The organism is Paracoccus sp. ME4, assembly GCF_046736325.1.
Classification (GTDB): Bacteria; Pseudomonadota; Alphaproteobacteria; order Rhodobacterales; family Rhodobacteraceae; genus Paracoccus.
In genome coordinates, this window is the sequence record NZ_CP151276.1 from 2,186,561 (window position 1) to 2,200,630 (window position 14,070).

At 70.1% G+C, this 14,070-nt stretch carries 18 protein-coding genes; 8 read left to right on the forward strand and 10 right to left on the reverse strand.

Annotated elements, in window-relative coordinates:
• Window positions 1-37: 37 nt before the first annotated feature.
• Window positions 38-1,108 (forward strand): M4 family metallopeptidase, encoded by a 1,071-nt coding sequence (locus tag AACG61_RS11175; protein ID WP_411837207.1) that lies wholly within the window; start codon window positions 38-40, stop codon window positions 1,106-1,108.
• Window positions 1,109-1,136: 28 nt separating this feature from the next.
• Window positions 1,137-1,415: a protealysin inhibitor emfourin gene (locus tag AACG61_RS11180; protein ID WP_411837208.1), complete on the forward strand. Its 279-nt coding sequence runs from the start codon at window positions 1,137-1,139 to the stop codon at window positions 1,413-1,415.
• Here AACG61_RS11180 and AACG61_RS11185 read toward each other — a convergent pair.
• From AACG61_RS11185 to AACG61_RS11215, 7 genes are all read right to left on the reverse strand, one after another.
• Complete coding sequence (locus AACG61_RS11185) at window positions 1,412-2,374, reverse strand: magnesium transporter CorA family protein (RefSeq protein ID WP_411837209.1); 963 nt, start codon at window positions 2,372-2,374, stop codon at window positions 1,412-1,414. The genes AACG61_RS11180 and AACG61_RS11185 overlap by 4 nt on opposite strands.
• A 130-nt stretch (window positions 2,375-2,504) precedes the next feature.
• The gene (locus AACG61_RS11190) at window positions 2,505-2,702 is read right to left on the reverse strand and encodes a CsbD family protein (RefSeq protein ID WP_411837211.1); all 198 of its coding nucleotides are present in this window, start codon (window positions 2,700-2,702) and stop codon (window positions 2,505-2,507) included.
• A 60-nt stretch (window positions 2,703-2,762) separates the two neighbouring features.
• Window positions 2,763-3,710, reverse strand: coding sequence for a 2-hydroxyacid dehydrogenase (locus AACG61_RS11195; protein WP_411837212.1), 948 nt, complete (start codon window positions 3,708-3,710; stop codon window positions 2,763-2,765).
• Window positions 3,707-4,036, reverse strand: coding sequence for a tRNA-binding protein (locus AACG61_RS11200; protein ID WP_411837213.1), 330 nt, complete (start codon window positions 4,034-4,036; stop codon window positions 3,707-3,709). Before AACG61_RS11200 ends, AACG61_RS11195 begins: the two co-directional genes overlap by 4 nt.
• Window positions 4,033-4,842, reverse strand: a complete 810-nt coding sequence (proC, locus tag AACG61_RS11205) for a pyrroline-5-carboxylate reductase (RefSeq protein ID WP_411837214.1) — start codon at window positions 4,840-4,842, stop codon at window positions 4,033-4,035. The genes AACG61_RS11200 and proC overlap by 4 nt, the downstream gene beginning before the upstream one ends.
• Window positions 4,843-4,867: 25 nt before the next feature.
• Window positions 4,868-5,368: a YbjN domain-containing protein gene (locus AACG61_RS11210; protein WP_411837215.1), complete on the reverse strand. Its 501-nt coding sequence runs from the start codon at window positions 5,366-5,368 to the stop codon at window positions 4,868-4,870.
• A gap of 139 nt (window positions 5,369-5,507) precedes the next feature.
• The gene (locus AACG61_RS11215; protein WP_411837216.1) at window positions 5,508-6,455 is read right to left on the reverse strand and encodes a hypothetical protein; all 948 of its coding nucleotides are present in this window, start codon (window positions 6,453-6,455) and stop codon (window positions 5,508-5,510) included.
• Window positions 6,456-6,571: 116 nt separating this feature from the next.
• On the opposite strand from AACG61_RS11215, the gene cobD reads away from it, so the two are divergent.
• The 6 genes from cobD (at window position 6,572) to AACG61_RS11245 (ending at window position 10,660) form a co-directional block, all read left to right on the forward strand.
• On the forward strand, window positions 6,572-7,534 hold the full coding sequence (cobD, locus tag AACG61_RS11220; protein WP_411837217.1) for a threonine-phosphate decarboxylase CobD: 963 nt from the start codon (window positions 6,572-6,574) through the stop codon (window positions 7,532-7,534).
• A 65-nt stretch (window positions 7,535-7,599) separates the two neighbouring features.
• Window positions 7,600-8,061, forward strand: a complete 462-nt coding sequence (locus AACG61_RS11225) for a hypothetical protein (RefSeq protein ID WP_411837218.1) — start codon at window positions 7,600-7,602, stop codon at window positions 8,059-8,061.
• A gap of 54 nt (window positions 8,062-8,115) precedes the next feature.
• A complete protein-coding gene (ppk2, locus tag AACG61_RS11230; RefSeq protein WP_411837219.1) occupies window positions 8,116-9,018 on the forward strand; it encodes a polyphosphate kinase 2 in 903 nt (300 codons plus the stop codon).
• A 12-nt stretch (window positions 9,019-9,030) separates the two neighbouring features.
• Window positions 9,031-9,888, forward strand: a complete 858-nt coding sequence (locus AACG61_RS11235) for a PhzF family phenazine biosynthesis protein (protein WP_411837220.1) — start codon at window positions 9,031-9,033, stop codon at window positions 9,886-9,888.
• Window positions 9,885-10,178, forward strand: coding sequence for a DUF1330 domain-containing protein (locus AACG61_RS11240; protein WP_411837221.1), 294 nt, complete (start codon window positions 9,885-9,887; stop codon window positions 10,176-10,178). The genes AACG61_RS11235 and AACG61_RS11240 overlap by 4 nt, the downstream gene beginning before the upstream one ends.
• A gap of 32 nt (window positions 10,179-10,210) precedes the next feature.
• Window positions 10,211-10,660: a TerB family tellurite resistance protein gene (locus AACG61_RS11245; protein WP_411837222.1), complete on the forward strand. Its 450-nt coding sequence runs from the start codon at window positions 10,211-10,213 to the stop codon at window positions 10,658-10,660.
• Here the strand turns inward: AACG61_RS11245 and AACG61_RS11250 are convergent.
• From AACG61_RS11250 to AACG61_RS11260, 3 genes are read right to left on the reverse strand one after another with little or no spacing between them, the layout of a single operon-like run.
• Window positions 10,649-11,944 carry an NAD(P)/FAD-dependent oxidoreductase gene (locus AACG61_RS11250; protein ID WP_411837223.1) on the reverse strand — a complete coding sequence of 432 codons (1,296 nt, stop codon included), beginning with the start codon at window positions 11,942-11,944 and terminating at the stop codon, window positions 10,649-10,651. The genes AACG61_RS11245 and AACG61_RS11250 overlap by 12 nt on opposite strands.
• Window positions 11,941-13,296, reverse strand: a complete 1,356-nt coding sequence (locus AACG61_RS11255; RefSeq protein WP_217845593.1) for a glutamine synthetase family protein — start codon at window positions 13,294-13,296, stop codon at window positions 11,941-11,943. Before AACG61_RS11255 ends, AACG61_RS11250 begins: the two co-directional genes overlap by 4 nt.
• Window positions 13,293-14,000: a type 1 glutamine amidotransferase gene (locus AACG61_RS11260; RefSeq protein ID WP_411837224.1), complete on the reverse strand. Its 708-nt coding sequence runs from the start codon at window positions 13,998-14,000 to the stop codon at window positions 13,293-13,295. The genes AACG61_RS11255 and AACG61_RS11260 overlap by 4 nt, the downstream gene beginning before the upstream one ends.
• Between the last annotated feature and the right edge of the window lie 70 nt (window positions 14,001-14,070).

Genomic DNA, 14,070 nt, shown 5'->3' on the forward strand with positions numbered 1-14,070 from the left:
ACCCTAGGGCGACCCCAATGCGGAAAGGTCGCCTGCCATGTGCCTGTCCTTCGGCTGCTCCCACCACAATCCCATCGCCTGCATCGTGCCGCCCTACATGCTGCGCGTGCTGGCGCTGCGCGGCGATCCGGCCACCGCCGACATGGCGCGGACCCTGCTGCGCCATGACGAACAGCTGCGCGAGGAGCGCGCGGCTTGGGCCAGCCCGCCGCCCGCCCCGCAGGGCATCGCGCCCGATCCCGACCTGTGCTGCCCCGACCGGCGCATCCATGACGGCGAATTCCGCGCCGCCCTGCCCGGCCGCCTGGTGCGGGGCGAAGGCGACGCGCCCTCGGGCATTCCCGATGCCGACCTGGCCTATGACAGCGCCGGACAGGTCTATGCGATGTTCGCCGAGGAATACGGCCGCAATTCGCTGGACGGGCGCGGCATGCCGCTGGTCGCCACCGTCCAGCACCGCCGCAACTACAACAACGCCTTCTGGGACGGGCAGCAGATGGCCTATGGCACGGGCGACGGAAAGATTTTCCGGACCTTCCTGCAGCTGTCGGTCATCGCGCATGAGATGACCCATGGCGTCATCCAGCATTCCGGCGGCCTGATCTACGAGAACCAGTCCGGCGCCCTGAACGAGCATGTGGCCGACGTCTTCGGCGCGCTGGCCGAACAGCGCGTGCTGGGCCAGACGGCGCATCAGGCCGACTGGCTGATCGGGCGCGGCATCCTGGGTCCGGGCATCAACGGCGTGGCGCTGCGCAGCATGAAGGCACCGGGCACGGCCTATGCCGACGACCTGCTGGGCACAGATCCGCAGCCCTGGCACATGGATCAGTTCAACACCACGACCGACGACAATGGCGGCGTGCACATCAATTCCGGCATTCCGAACCACGCCTTCTACCTGTTCTGCAGCTATCTGGGCGGCAACGCGTGGGAGCTGCCGGGCCGCATCTGGTACCGGACGCTGCAGGACCTGAACAACCCGATGGCCGGCTTCTCCGATTTCGCCGACCAGACCCTGCGCAGCGCGGCGGCGCTGGCGGGCACGGGCAGCCAGCAGGCGCTGCTGCTGCGGCGCGCGTGGAAACTTGTGGGAATCGCGGTCTGATCCTATGATCGGCGGATCGGAGGACCGCATGATCATCGAGATCCGCAGCCATGGCGGCTTCGGCGGCATCACCGCCGCCACGTCGCGCCGCATCGACACGGCGGCGCAGCCCGGCGACCGGGCCGATGCGCTTTGCACGGCCTTCGACCCGGGTGCGCTGGCGCGCATGGCCGCCACCCCCTGCCCCGGCTGTCCCGACCGGATGCGCTATGCGATCACCGTCACCGACGCCACCGGCCCGCACAGCGTGACACTCTCCGAAGGGCAGATGCCACCCGAGATGCTGGACATGCTGGACGACCTCTAGATCCAGTTCCTCCAGCGCAGGAACAGCCAGGTACCGGCCGTCGTCACCCCCATCAGCGCCAGCGCGAAGCCGTAGCCCCAAGGTTCGTCCAGTTCGGGCATGTTGGTGAAGTTCATCCCGTAGATGCTGGCGATCAGCGTCGGCGGCAGGAACAGCGCCGCCACCACGGACAGGATGCGCACGGTGTTGTTCTGCTGCAGGTTGATCAGGCCAAGCGTGGTATCGACCGCCAGGCTGACCCGCCCGCCCAGGAAGTCGGCATGCACCTCCAGCGCCTGGATGTCGCGCATCTGGGCACGGGTCGCGGCACGCAGGCGGCGGTCGTCGGGACGGTCCTCCAGCGTCGCGGTGTGGAAGGCCAGCAGCCGCTCGACCGTCAGCAGCGCGAGGCGCACGCGGGCCATGGTCTCGGCCTCGCGCCCGACATCCTGCAGGGCGGCCTGCAGCCGCTCGGAGCCTGCGGCTACGGCGCGCCGCTCGAAGACCGAGGCCGTGGTCTGATCCAGCGTGCGCCCCGCCCCCTCCAGGATGTCGGCCAGCCGGGCGATGATCTCCTCGATCAGGCCCAGGAACAGCCGGCCCGGCGTGGTGCAGCCAAGGGACGACCGTTCGGCCCGTTCGGGGAAGGTCAGGAAGGGGCGCGGCGAATGGTGCCGCACCGTCACCAGCCGATCCGCCGACAGGATGAACGTGACCGGCATCGAGGTGCGGTCGCCGCCCGCGCGCTCTCCGGGCAGCATGGCGGTCATGTAGTCCAGCCCGTCCTCGCGATAGAGGCGGTTGGACAGCTCGATCTCCTCCATCTCGGACAGGCTGGGGACCGGAACGCCCAAGGCGCGCAGACGCGCGATCTCGGGGTCGGAGGGCTGGATCAGGTCGATCCACACCGCATCGGCCAGATCGCGGTCGGCCTCGAGGCGGGTCAGGCGGTTGCCCTGGACGGTATAGGCATAGTGCATGGAACGCCTCCGGCGATGTCGCCCCTTGGTGCCTCAGCCACGGCGGACGATCAAGCCGATGCGATGGGGCACTCCCATGCGAAAGGGGCGCCCCCATCGGAGCGCCCCTTCCCGCCTTGCGGCGATCGGATCACTTGTCGCGATAATAGTCGTCGATCTCGCGATCCGCCTGATCCTTGGTCCAGCCGTACTTCTCCTGAAGCTTGCCGGCCAGCTTATCCTTGTTGCCGTCGATCTGGTCCAGCTCGTCGTCGGTCAGCTCGCCCCATTTGACCTTGGTGGCGCCCTTCAGCTGCTTCCACTTGCCTTGGATGATATCCCAGTTCATGTCCGTCTCCTTTGCAGACGTTCCTATGCAAAGATAACGTTCGGGGCGGCGCGGGGTTCCTCAGCCGACCGCGTCGGGCAGGCTGGCCCCATCCATGAAGGCCTGAAGGTTGGCCAGAGCCCGCAGGCCCATCCGGGTGCGGGTGTCGTCGGTGGCGGTGCCCAGATGCGGCAGCAGCGTGGCGTTCGGCGCGTCCAGCAGCGCCTGCGGCACATGCGGCTCACGTGCATAGACGTCCAGCCCGGCTCCGCCGATGCGGCCCTCGACCAGCGCGGCGATCAAGGCATCCTCGTCCACCACGTCGCCACGGGCGATGTTGATCAGCACGCCCCGCGGCCCCAGGGCCTCCAGCTCGGCCGCGCCGATCAGGCCGCGCGTGGCCGCCCCTCCGGGCACGGCGATGACCGCCACGTCGCAGGCCGTCAGCATGGCGCGCAGATCGCCAATCTGGCGGGCCGAAAACTTCAGCCCCGCGACGGTCGAGCGGTTGAAGAACACCACGTCCATGCCGAAGCCCAGATGCGCGCGCCGCGCGATGGCCTGACCGATCCGGCCCATGCCGACGATGCCCACGGTGCGGCCCGACATCTCGGCGCCCAGCAGCTGCGTGGGGTTCCACCCGGTCCAGCCGCCCGCGCGCAGCAGGCGCTCGCCCTCGGACGCGCGGCGCAGCACCATCAGCATCAGCGTCAGCGCGATGTCGGCGGTGGCGTCCGTCACCACGTCGGGCGTGTTCGTGACCGCCACATCGGCGGCGCGGGCCGCGGCGATGTCGATATGGTTGAACCCCGCGCCGAAATTGGCCAGCAGCCGGCAGCGCAGGTCGCCCCGGAAGGCCTCGGCCCCGAAGGCGTCGCCAAGCGTCGGGATGATCGCGTCATAATTGCGCATCGCCTGGCCCGCCTGATCGACGGTCAGGGGCGTGTTGTCGCGGAATGTCGCGTCGCAGGCCGCGCGGATGGCGGCGGTGGCGCGGTCGGTCATCGGGCGGGTGACAAGAACCTTCAATAGAGACGGCCTCCGTTGGGGACGGTCAGGTCGGGGCGGATCAGCACGACCTCATTGTCGGGGTCGGGCACGCCCAGGACCAGCACCTCGGACATGACGGGGCCGATCTGGCGGGGCGGAAAGTTCACCACGCAGAGGACCTGCGTGCCGACCAGCGTTTCGGGGTCGTAATGACGGGTGATCTGGGCCGAGGACTTGCGCTCTCCCAGATCGCCCAGGTCCAGCCACAGCTTGATCGCGGGCTTGCGCGCCTCGGGGAAGGGTTCGGCGCGGGTGATGGTGCCGACGCGGATGTCGACCTTCAGGAAATCGTCGAAGGTGATCATGCGCGACCCAGCTCCCGTCCGCGTTCGGTCGCGGCCGCCACGGTGCGCACCATCAGCGGCGTCAGGCCGGTGCCCTCGTCCATCAGCACCGCCAGCCCCGCCGCGGTCGTCCCGTTGGGCGAGGTCACGTTGCGGCGCAGCACGGCCGGGTCCTCGTCCGCATGGACGGCCAGCGCGCCGGCGCCGGCCACGGTCGCGCGTGCCAGCTCCAGCGACAGCGCGGGCGACAGGCCCTGCGCCGCGCCTGCGGCAGCCATCGCCTCGATCAGGTGGAACACATAGGCCGGGCCGCTGCCCGACAGGCCGGTGACGGCGTCCATCTGGCCCTCGTGCTCCAGCCGGACGACGCGGCCCACGGCGCGCATCAGCGCCTCGGCCAGATCCAGATGCACGGGCGTCGCGGCATCGTTGCCGATCATGGCCGAGATGCCCAGACCGATGGCCGCGGGCGTGTTGGGCATCACCCGGATCACCGGGGCGCCGGGAAAGGCCGCCTCGAAGGTCGCGATGGTCGTGCCCGCCGCGACCGAGATCACCAAGCTGTCCGACAGGTCCGGCATAGCGGCCAGCGCACCGCCCATCATCTGCGGCTTGACCGCCAGCACCACCACCGCCGGATCGGCGGGCAGGTCGGCATTCACGCGCAGGCCCCGGCCCTGCCATTCGGGTGCCAGGTTCGGGTCCAGCACCGTGACCGCGCCGGGCTCCAGCCCCTGCGCCAGCCAGCCGGTCAGCATTGCGCCCCCCATGCGCCCGCAGCCCACCAGCACCAGTCCGCGCCGGTTGATGTCGTCGAAATCCGCCATGATCGTGCCCTTCCCCTGCAGCCCTTCAGGCCCGTCCGTAGGTCGGCCCGAACGCGATGTCCAGCGCGGCGGCCGGGCCGCGCCCGCCCCGCGACACCAGCTGGAACGACGGGTAGAACCGCTCGCAGGCGGTCAGGGCCGCGGCGATGATCCGGTCCACCTGATCGGGATGGGCCACCGCGTCGCCCGCCAGCACCAGCCCATAGCGCCAGACCATCTGGCCCTGATCGGCCCAGAAGGTGAAGCCCCCCTCCCAGACCCGGTCGTTGGCCAGGTTCACGACCTCCAGCACGGCGGGCAGGCGGTCGGCGGGGGGCGCGAAGTCGAAGCTGCAGATCAGCCGCAGCACCCGGTCCACGGGCGACCAGGCCAGCGTCAGCGCATAGCCGCGCCACAGCCCCTGCAGCACCATCGCGATCTGGTCGCTGGCCGGGCGGTCGAAGTCCCAGTGATGATGGGTGGCGATGGCCTGGACGATGTCGATGGGGTGGGCGCCTTCGGTCAGCGCCTCGTCGGTGATCTGCATCGCTGCCCCTTCCTGACCCGGCCCGGGGCCCTCCATCTGTCGGGGGACGCACAACCTACGGCGTAGGTCCCCCTTGGTTCTTACCAGATATCGTGGCACCTCAGGGCGGGACAGTAAAGGGCGAAACCGCCCGGGCCGGTCAGGGCCGGGCCAGCCGCGCCGCATCCACCAGCTGCGCCCACAGCGCCGGGAAGGCGGCATCGGGGTTCGTCGCGCGGCCCAGCATCAGCGGATAGGCCAGGAAATGCGGCCGCTCGGCATCGGGGCGCGTGGTGGCGAAATAGCGTTCGGCCAGACCGGTCACGATGTCATGCGGGGCGATGGCCGCGACCATCTCCTTATGGAAGAACGGCGTGCGGCAGAAGACGATGCTGCGCCAGGAGCGCGCCAGTTCGGGCAAGAGCGACCGGAAGAACGAATCGCCGAAGATCAGCAGGGTCCGGTCGGTCTGCGAGTTCGGGCCGACCACCAGCTGGATGATGCCCATGTTGCCCGCCTGCACCCCGTTCGTGGCGGACCGGATGCCCGGCAGATGCGGCTGGCGGGCGCGCATCTCGACGATGGGGGGCGTGCACTGGACGCCCAGGTCGCCCACATGCGAGGACGGTTCGGACAGCTCTGCCGTCAGTCTGTCGACCGTGGGCGTCGGATCGACGCCCAGCAGGATGCGCGCCACATCGGCCGCGACATGCATCCCGCCGATCGGGCTGTGATGCGTGTCGGTCATGCATTGCCGGTCCGGATGACCCGCGATCAGCGGCAGCGGATAGTGGATCCCGGCGGGCCGCACCGCTTCGGGCAGGGCACGCTCCAGCACCGAGGCGACGCTTCCCGGCGGAAGGCCCTCGGCAAAGACGATCGGGTCGGGGAAGACCCATTGCCCATATCCGATGCCACGCTCGGCGCACCAACCGCAGCGCGCGGCATGGTTGGCCAAGAAGACCGCTACCGCCGCCGGATCGGCCCCGGTTCCGTCAGCCGCGAACATCGTCTGGACGTTGTGATTCCCTCCGACCAGAACCAGCCGCCCGTCGGGCATGCGGCGGATGTCGGGCGGGATGATCTGTCCGGTCATGTCGCCCGACATGCGGCCTCCTGTCACGATGGTCGAGGCCGTGCCACGGCACCCTGCCGCCGCGACCGCCATGCATTGCCTGCGCGCGTCCCCTGCCCTAGCAAGGGCGCGGAACGGCGGGGGGCGGCATGGCGCGCGATCACGGGGGCAATCTGGATGCGGCGGTCGCGCGCTTCGGGCCGGGGGACTGGATCGATCTCTCGACCGGGATCAACCGGCGGCCCTGGCCGGTGCCGGCCCTGCCCGACCACGCCTGGCGCGCCCTGCCCACCGCCGCGGACGAGGCGCGGCTGATCGACGTGGCGGCCGCCTGGCTGCGCTGTGCGCAGGGCAGGGTGCTGCCCATGGCGGGGGCGTCGGCCGCGATCCAGATCCTGCCGCGCGTCCTGGCGCCGGGCCGGGCGGCGGTGCTGACGCCCAGCTACAACGAACACGCGGCCAGCCTGCGCGCGGCGGGTTGGCAGGTCAGCGCCGCCCCGGACATCGCCGCGATGGAGGGGGCCGATCTGGCCGTGGTGGTCAACCCCAACAACCCCGACGGCCGCGAGTGGAGCCCCGCGGCACTGACCGCGCTGGCGGGTCGGGTCGGCACGCTGATCGTGGATGAGAGTTTTGCCGATCCGCGACCGGACCTGTCGCTGATCCCGGAGCTGCCCGACAATGCCGTGGTGCTGCGCAGCTTCGGCAAGTTCTGGGGTCTGGCGGGGCTGAGGCTGGGATTCGCGGTGGCGCGGCCGGATCTGCTGGCCGCGCTGCGCGAGGCGGCGGGGCCCTGGGCCGTGGCCGGTCCGGCCCTGGCCATCGGGGCCGCGGCCATGGCGGATGCGGCCTGGGCGGATGCGGCCGTGACCTATCACGCCGAGGCCGCGCTGAACCTGGACCGGCTGGCCCTGCGCGGCGGCTGGCGGCCCGTCGGGGGCACGCACCTGTTCCGCCTCTACGAGACGTCCGACGCGCGCGCGGCGCAGGAGGCGCTGGCCCGCGCGCATGTCTGGACGCGGCGCTTTCCCTATTCCGACCGCTGGCTGCGCCTTGGCATTCCAGGCGACCGCGACGAGTTCGACCGGCTGGAGGCCGCGCTGCGACCCTGACCCGCCCTCTGGCGCAGGCCGCCCGGCTGCGCCATCCTGCGCCCGACGCCGCTGGAGGAGACCCGATGCGCCTGCTGACGATGCTTGTGATGCTGGCCGCCGCGCCCGCGCTGGCGGATGCGCCGCTGGTGGTGCTCGACAGCACGCAGCTGCCCTTCGACCTGGGGCCGGGCCATCCCGCCAACAGCCCCGCCCGCCCCGGCAACGCCCCCCATGCCGCCTGGAACAGCGCCGGCAACACCGCCAATTCCGCGCAGGTCGCCGGCAACCGCCCCACCGACCCCGAGAACGAGCAGCGGGTGATCTTCACCGCCGACGGCTCGGTGGTGGGCTATTACGCGCCGAATGCCGGGGGCGTGCTGAACCTGTTCGACCTGTCGGGCCGGCGCGTCGCCTATCGCCCCGCGCGCGGCACGCAGAGCCTGTTCACCACCGACGGCGCATGGTGCGGCACCGTGGACGGGCTGCGCGACGGCGGGATGGTGCTGGCGGTGACGCAGAATTGTGCCCGCCGCTTCCTGCGCTGACATGGAAATGTCGCACCGCGCCCCTAGATGCCTGTTCAGGACGCGGAGGGCTTGATGAGCGACTACAAGGACTGGCTGAGCGACGAGCTGCAGGACTGCCTGGACGAGGAGATGGAGCTGGAGATGGAGGACGCGGCCCTGTCGGCCGAGATCCGCCGCATCTATCGCAGCCATCACCCCGACCGGATGGACCGCCGGGTCTATTTCCGCGAGCTGCTGCGCCTGCAGTCCGAGCTGATCCGCCTGCAGAACTGGGTCGCCCATCACGGCGAACGCGTCGTCGTGCTGTTCGAGGGCCGCGACAGCGCCGGCAAGGGCGGCGTCATCAAGCGCATCACGCAGCGCCTGAACCCGCGCGTGGTCCGCGTGGTCGCCCTGCCCGCCCCCTCGGACCGCGAGAAGACGCAGTGGTACTTCCAGCGCTATGTGCCGCATCTGCCGGCGGGCGGAGAGATCGTGCTGTTCGACCGCAGCTGGTACAACCGCGCGGGCGTCGAGCGGGTGATGGGTTTCGCCACCGAGGACCAGGTCGAGCAGTTCTTCCAGGACGTCCCGGAATTCGAGCGCATGCTGGTCCGGTCGGGCATCCGCTTGGTGAAATACTGGTTCTCGATCACGGACGAGGAGCAGCAGATGCGGTTCCAGATGCGCATCCACGACCCGATGAAGCAGTGGAAGCTGTCGCCCATGGACCTGCAGTCCCGCGTCCGGTGGGAGGCCTATACCAAGGCCAAGGAGGACATGCTCGACCGCACCAACATCCCCGAGGCGCCCTGGTACATCGTGCCCGGCAACGACAAGAAGCGCGCGCGGCTGAACTGCATCGACCACCTGCTGGGCCTGATCCCCTACGGCGATGTGGACCACGACCAGATCACCCTGCCCGACCGCGTCTTCAACCCCGATTATGAGCGCGACGCCGTCCCGCGGGAGCTGTATGTTCCGCAGAAATACTGAAACGGGGCGACGATGCTGGAATACCATGTCTATGACGTCTTCACCGACCGGGCCTTCGCGGGCAATCCGCTGGCCGTGGTCATGGGGGCCGATGCGCTGAGCACGCGGCAGATGCAGACCATCGCACGCCAGTTCAACCTGTCCGAAACGATCTTCGTCATGGCGCCGCGCGACCCCGCGCACCGCGCCCGCGTCCGCATCTTCCTGCCGCTGGCGGAGATTCCCTTCGCAGGCCACCCCACCATCGGCTGCGCGCTGCACCTGTCGGCGGGTGACGGTGATCTGGTGCTGGAGGAGGAGGCCGGGCCGGTCCCTGTGACTATCCGCGACGGCCTGGCCGAATTCGCGGCCCCCGTGCTGCCGCAGCTGGGCGATGCGGTCGCGGTCGATCTGGCGGCGGCGGGCCTGGGCCTTGGCGCGGATCAGGTGGGCTTCGGCACGCATAGGCCGGTCGTGGCCCATGCGGGGCCGGCCTTCATCTTCGTGCCGCTGCGCGACGCCCAGGCCCTGGCCGATGCCCGCCCGGCCGGGGCCGCGTTCGAGGAACTGACGGCCAGGGTCGGCAAGGTCTATGCCTATACCCCCGACGGCGCGGGGTTCCGCGCGCGCATGTTCGCCCCCGGCAGCGGCGTCCCCGAGGACCCCGCCACCGGATCGGCCACCGCGACCCTGGCCGCCCCCCTGCTGGCCGCAGGCGTCCTGCCCGAGGGAGAGACGCGCCTGTCCCTGCGCCAGGGGGGCGAGATGGGGCGCCCGTCCCAGCTGGGCCTGCGCATCACCGTCAGCGGCGGCGCGCTGGCGCAGGTCCGCGTGTCGGGCCGTGCCGTTCCCGTGGCCCAAGGCCGCATCCGCATCCCGGAGGATACATGACCAAGGCCTATTGGATCGCCCATGTGACGATCGACGACCCCGACGCCTATGACGCTTATCGCCGGGCCAATGCCGCCCCCTTCGCCGAATTCGGCGCGCGCTTCCTGGTACGCGGCGGGCCGCAGCAGGTGGTCGAGGGCCAGGCCCGCCCCCGCAGCGTGGTGATCGAGTTCCCGTCGCTGGAGGCGGCACAGGCCTGTTACGACAGCCCCGGCTATCAGGCTGCCAAGGCGCTGCGCGATCCGGTCTCTGCCGCAGATGTGATCATCGTCGAGGGCTGGCCCGGCTAGACCCCTGCGCCGCGGAGAGGCATCCTGAGCCGATGTTCATGGACCTTCTGACACGCCTGATGGGCGAGGCCCCCGCGCCGATCGACCGCGACGAGGCCGAGCTGGCCATCGCCGCGCTGCTGGTGCGCGTGGCACGGGCCGACGATCACTACGATCAGGCCGAACGCGAGCGCATCGAGCGCGTGCTGGCCTGTCGCGGCCTGACCCCGGATGCCGCGCGCGCCCGGCGGCTACGCGCCGAGGCGCTGGAGGCCGAGGCCAGCGACACCGTCCGCTTCACCCGCCAGATCAAGGACCGCATCGCGCTGGAGGATCGCCGCGCGGTGCTGGCGGCGCTGTGGGAGGTCGCGCTGGCCGATGACAGCCGCGCGGCGGATGAGGAGAGCCTGATCCGCCTCGTCGCCAGCCTGCTGGGCCTGACCGACCGCGATTCGGCCGAGATCCGGCAGCAGGTGACCGCGCGGATGCGCTCAGAACCCTAGCCGGTCGCGCAGCCCGAACCACGCCATCCCCGCCACCAGCAGCGGCTTGCGCAGGGCCGCGCCCCCCGGAAAGGGCCGCGTGGGAACGGCAGCCATCGCGTCGAAGCGTTCGGCTTGGCCCGCCACGGCCTCGGCCATCAGCCGCCCCGCCAGCGTCGCCAGTGCCACGCCATGCCCGGAATAGCCGCTGGCCGACAGGCAGTTCGGTGCGGGCCGGGCGAAGCAGGGCATGCGGTTCATGGTGATGGCCAGCGTCCCGCCCCAGGCATGGGTCAGGGGCATGTCCCGCAGCTGCGGATAGACCGACAGCAGATGCGGGCGGACCACCGCCGCAATGTCGCGCGGAAAGCGGTAGGTGACCGTCTCTCCGCCGCCAAAGACCAGCCGCCGGTCGTCATCGACCCGCCAGTAGTTCACCACGAATTTCGTGTCCGCCACCGCGATGCGGTCCGGCAGGATCTCGGGGTGATCGTCCAGCGGCGGTGTCGCGACGATATAGTTGTTGATGGGCATGACCCGCGCGGCAACGCCCCGGTCCAGATCGCCCAGATAGCCGTTGCAGGCCAGGATGACGTGATCGGCCCGCAGCACGCCCTGATCGGTGCGGATGATGCTGGGCGCGCCATGGGTCAGGCCGGTGACCTGCGCGCGCTCATGGATCACGACGCCTGCCTCCTGCGCCAGCCGCGCCATCCCCAGGGTCAGCGCCAAGGGCTGGACGTGCCCCGCACCCCGGTCCAGATCGCCGCCGACATAGGCCGTGCTGCCCAAGGCCGCCGCCAGCCCGTTGCGGTCCAAAGGCGTGACCCGGTCGTAGCCGTAATGCCGTGCCAGATGGTCGGCCATGAGGCGGGCGTGATCGACCTCGGACGCGGTACGGCAGGCATGGGCGATGCCGTCCCGGACCGGGACGCCCGCCTCCGCCGCGATGGTGCGGACGGCGGCCTTGGCCTCCTCGGCCAGGTCCCACAGCCGGCGGGCCATGTCGCGGCCCAGGTTCGCCTCCAGCCAGTCGACCTCCTGCCGCTGGCCGGAGCCGATCTGGCCGCCGTTGCGGCCCGAGGCGCCGAACCCCACGCGCTGCGCCTCCAGCACCCGGACCGACAGGCCCCGCCGCGCCAGATGCAGCGCGGCCGACAGCCCGGTATAGCCCGCCCCGATCACCGCGACATCCGCCCGCGCCTCGCCCCGCAGGGGCGGCAGCTCGGGCTGCGGCCCGCACTGGTCGGCATACAGGCTGGGCGGATAGGCGCCGGGCCGGTCGTTCAGATGCAGCAGGTTCATACGTTCAGTAGCAGATGTTCGCGTTCCCACGGGCTGATGACCTGCAGGAACTCCTTGTATTCATTGCGCTTGACCGATTCGTAGACGGCGCAGAAATCCTCGCCCAGGACGCCGCGCATGGGCGCACTCTCCGACATCAGATCAAGCGCGTCGCCCAGGTTGTAGGGCAGCTCGTCCTCGGACATGTAGGCGTCGCCCAGGCATTCGGCGCGCGGGTTCTCGGCCTCCAGCAGGCCCAGATAGCCGCAGGCCAGGCTGGCGGCGATCCCCAGATAGGGGTTGCAGTCCATCCCCGCCAGCCGGTTCTCCAGCCGCCGCGCCTCGGGCCCCGAGATCGGCACCCGCAGGCCCGTGGTGCGGTTGTCGCGCCCCCATTCCAGGTTGATCGGCGCCGCGAAGTCCGGGACATAGCGGCGATAGCTGTTCACATAGGGCGCCAGCAGCGCGATGGCCGCGGGCAGGTGCTTCTGCATGCCGGCGATGAAATGCAGGAAGGCCGGGGTCTCGCGGCCCTTGTCGTCGGAGAAGATGTTCCGCCCCGTCGCCACATCCGTCACCGAATGGTGGATGTGCATGGCGCTGCCCGGCTCGCCCTCGATGGGCTTGGCCATGAAGGTCGCGAAACAGTCGTGGCGCAGCGCGGCCTCGCGGATCAGCCGCTTGAAGTAGAAGATCTCGTCGGCCAGGGCCACCGGATCGCCGTGGTTCAGGTTGATCTCGACCTGGCCCGCGCCGCCCTCCTGCAGGATGCCGTCGATCTCGAAGCCCTGCGCCTCGGCAAAGTCATAGATGTCGTCGATGACCTTGCCGTATTCGTCCACCGCGGACATGGAATAGGCCTGTTTCGCCGCAGCCCGCCGGCCCGTGCGGCCCATGGGCGGGATGATCGGCTGGTTCGGGTCGATGTTGCGGGCGACCAGGAAGAACTCCATCTCGGGCGCCACGACCGGGTTCCAGCCCTTGTCGCGATAGAGCTGCACCACGCGCTTCAGCACATTGCGCGGTGCGATGGGCATGGGGTTGCCCTGCTGGTCGGTCGCGTCATGGATGACCTGGATGGTCCAGTCGGCGGTCCAGGGCGCGGCGGTGGCGGTCGAATAATCCGGAACCATCACCATGTCCGGTTCGGTGAAGGCGCCCGACGGGTTGTCGGCCCATTCCCCGGTGATCGTCTGCAGAAAGATCGAATTGGGCAGGTAGAACTGGTTCTGCCGCGCGAATTTCGACGCGGGCATCGCCTTGCCACGGGCGACGCCCGCCATGTCGGCCACGATGCATTCGACCTCGTCCAGGCGGCGCCCCGACATGAAGTCGCGCGCGGCCTGGGGCAGTTTTTCGGTCCAGTCGCTCATGCGGCACCTTTGTCGGGTCGCGCCAGGGCGCGGGGTTGCTTGAAGAAGGCCTCGATCCGGTCGGCCAGCAGGGACGCGCCATCGGCCTGCCCCATGCGGGCCGCAGCCCCGGCCAGCAGGTCGTCCGGCACGACGCCCTTGGCGCGGGTGTCCATCAGCCCTTGGATGAAATCGTCGCGGAACTCGGGATGAGCCTGCACCGTGAAGGCCCGGTCGCCATAGATCAGCGCGGCATTCTCGCAAAAGGCGTTGCGGCCCGCGACCTGCGCGCCGGGCGGCAGGGCCACGACCTGATCCTGGTGCCAGGCGTTCAGCGTGACGGGCCGGCCGCCGAAATCGTAATCCTGCGCGCCCACGGCCCAACCGCCGGGATGCTTGACCACCGTGCCGCCCAGGGCCTGCGCGATGATCTGATGGCCGAAGCAGATGCCCACCATCGGCACGCCCGCATCGTGGACGCGGCGGATGAAATCCTCCAGCGGCGGGATGAAGGGATGATCCTCATAGGCGCCGTGCCGCGATCCGGTCAGCAGCCAGCCGTCGGCGTCGTGGATGTCGTCCGGAAACGCCATCCCCTCGACATGCCAGGTGGTGAAGGTGAAGCCGCGACCGTCCAGCAGGCGCATGAACATGTCGGGATAGTCGCCCAGGCTCTGCTTCAGCTGCGCCGGCGACTGGCCGCATTGAAGGATGCCGATCCGCATGGAAAACCTTGATGTTGCTTGCGCCCGAAGCCTAGTCGCCCCGCGGGGGGCGCCGCAAGGGGGGCGTTTG

Excerpts from the sequence above, each read along its gene's own strand:
- AACG61_RS11185 (WP_411837209.1), bottom strand. The coding sequence starts at position 2,374 with ATGCACTATGCCTATACCGTCCAGGGCAACCGCCTGACCCGCCTCGAG.
- AACG61_RS11255 (WP_217845593.1), bottom strand. The coding sequence starts at position 13,296 with ATGAGCGACTGGACCGAAAAACTGCCCCAGGCCGCGCGCGACTTCATG.
- AACG61_RS11240 (WP_411837221.1), top strand. The coding sequence starts at position 9,885 with ATGACCAAGGCCTATTGGATCGCCCATGTGACGATCGACGACCCCGAC.
- AACG61_RS11245 (WP_411837222.1), top strand. The coding sequence starts at position 10,211 with ATGTTCATGGACCTTCTGACACGCCTGATGGGCGAGGCCCCCGCGCCG.
- AACG61_RS11180 (WP_411837208.1), top strand. The coding sequence starts at position 1,137 with ATGATCATCGAGATCCGCAGCCATGGCGGCTTCGGCGGCATCACCGCC.
- AACG61_RS11250 (WP_411837223.1), bottom strand. The coding sequence starts at position 11,944 with ATGAACCTGCTGCATCTGAACGACCGGCCCGGCGCCTATCCGCCCAGC.
- cobD (WP_411837217.1), top strand. The coding sequence starts at position 6,572 with ATGGCGCGCGATCACGGGGGCAATCTGGATGCGGCGGTCGCGCGCTTC.
- AACG61_RS11215 (WP_411837216.1), bottom strand. The coding sequence starts at position 6,455 with ATGTCGGGCGACATGACCGGACAGATCATCCCGCCCGACATCCGCCGC.
- ppk2 (WP_411837219.1), top strand. The coding sequence starts at position 8,116 with ATGAGCGACTACAAGGACTGGCTGAGCGACGAGCTGCAGGACTGCCTG.
- AACG61_RS11260 (WP_411837224.1), bottom strand. The coding sequence starts at position 14,000 with ATGCGGATCGGCATCCTTCAATGCGGCCAGTCGCCGGCGCAGCTGAAG.
- AACG61_RS11190 (WP_411837211.1), bottom strand. The coding sequence starts at position 2,702 with ATGAACTGGGATATCATCCAAGGCAAGTGGAAGCAGCTGAAGGGCGCC.
- proC (WP_411837214.1), bottom strand. The coding sequence starts at position 4,842 with ATGGCGGATTTCGACGACATCAACCGGCGCGGACTGGTGCTGGTGGGC.
- AACG61_RS11210 (WP_411837215.1), bottom strand. The coding sequence starts at position 5,368 with ATGCAGATCACCGACGAGGCGCTGACCGAAGGCGCCCACCCCATCGAC.
- AACG61_RS11175 (WP_411837207.1), top strand. The coding sequence starts at position 38 with ATGTGCCTGTCCTTCGGCTGCTCCCACCACAATCCCATCGCCTGCATC.
- AACG61_RS11200 (WP_411837213.1), bottom strand. The coding sequence starts at position 4,036 with ATGATCACCTTCGACGATTTCCTGAAGGTCGACATCCGCGTCGGCACC.
- AACG61_RS11225 (WP_411837218.1), top strand. The coding sequence starts at position 7,600 with ATGCGCCTGCTGACGATGCTTGTGATGCTGGCCGCCGCGCCCGCGCTG.
- AACG61_RS11235 (WP_411837220.1), top strand. The coding sequence starts at position 9,031 with ATGCTGGAATACCATGTCTATGACGTCTTCACCGACCGGGCCTTCGCG.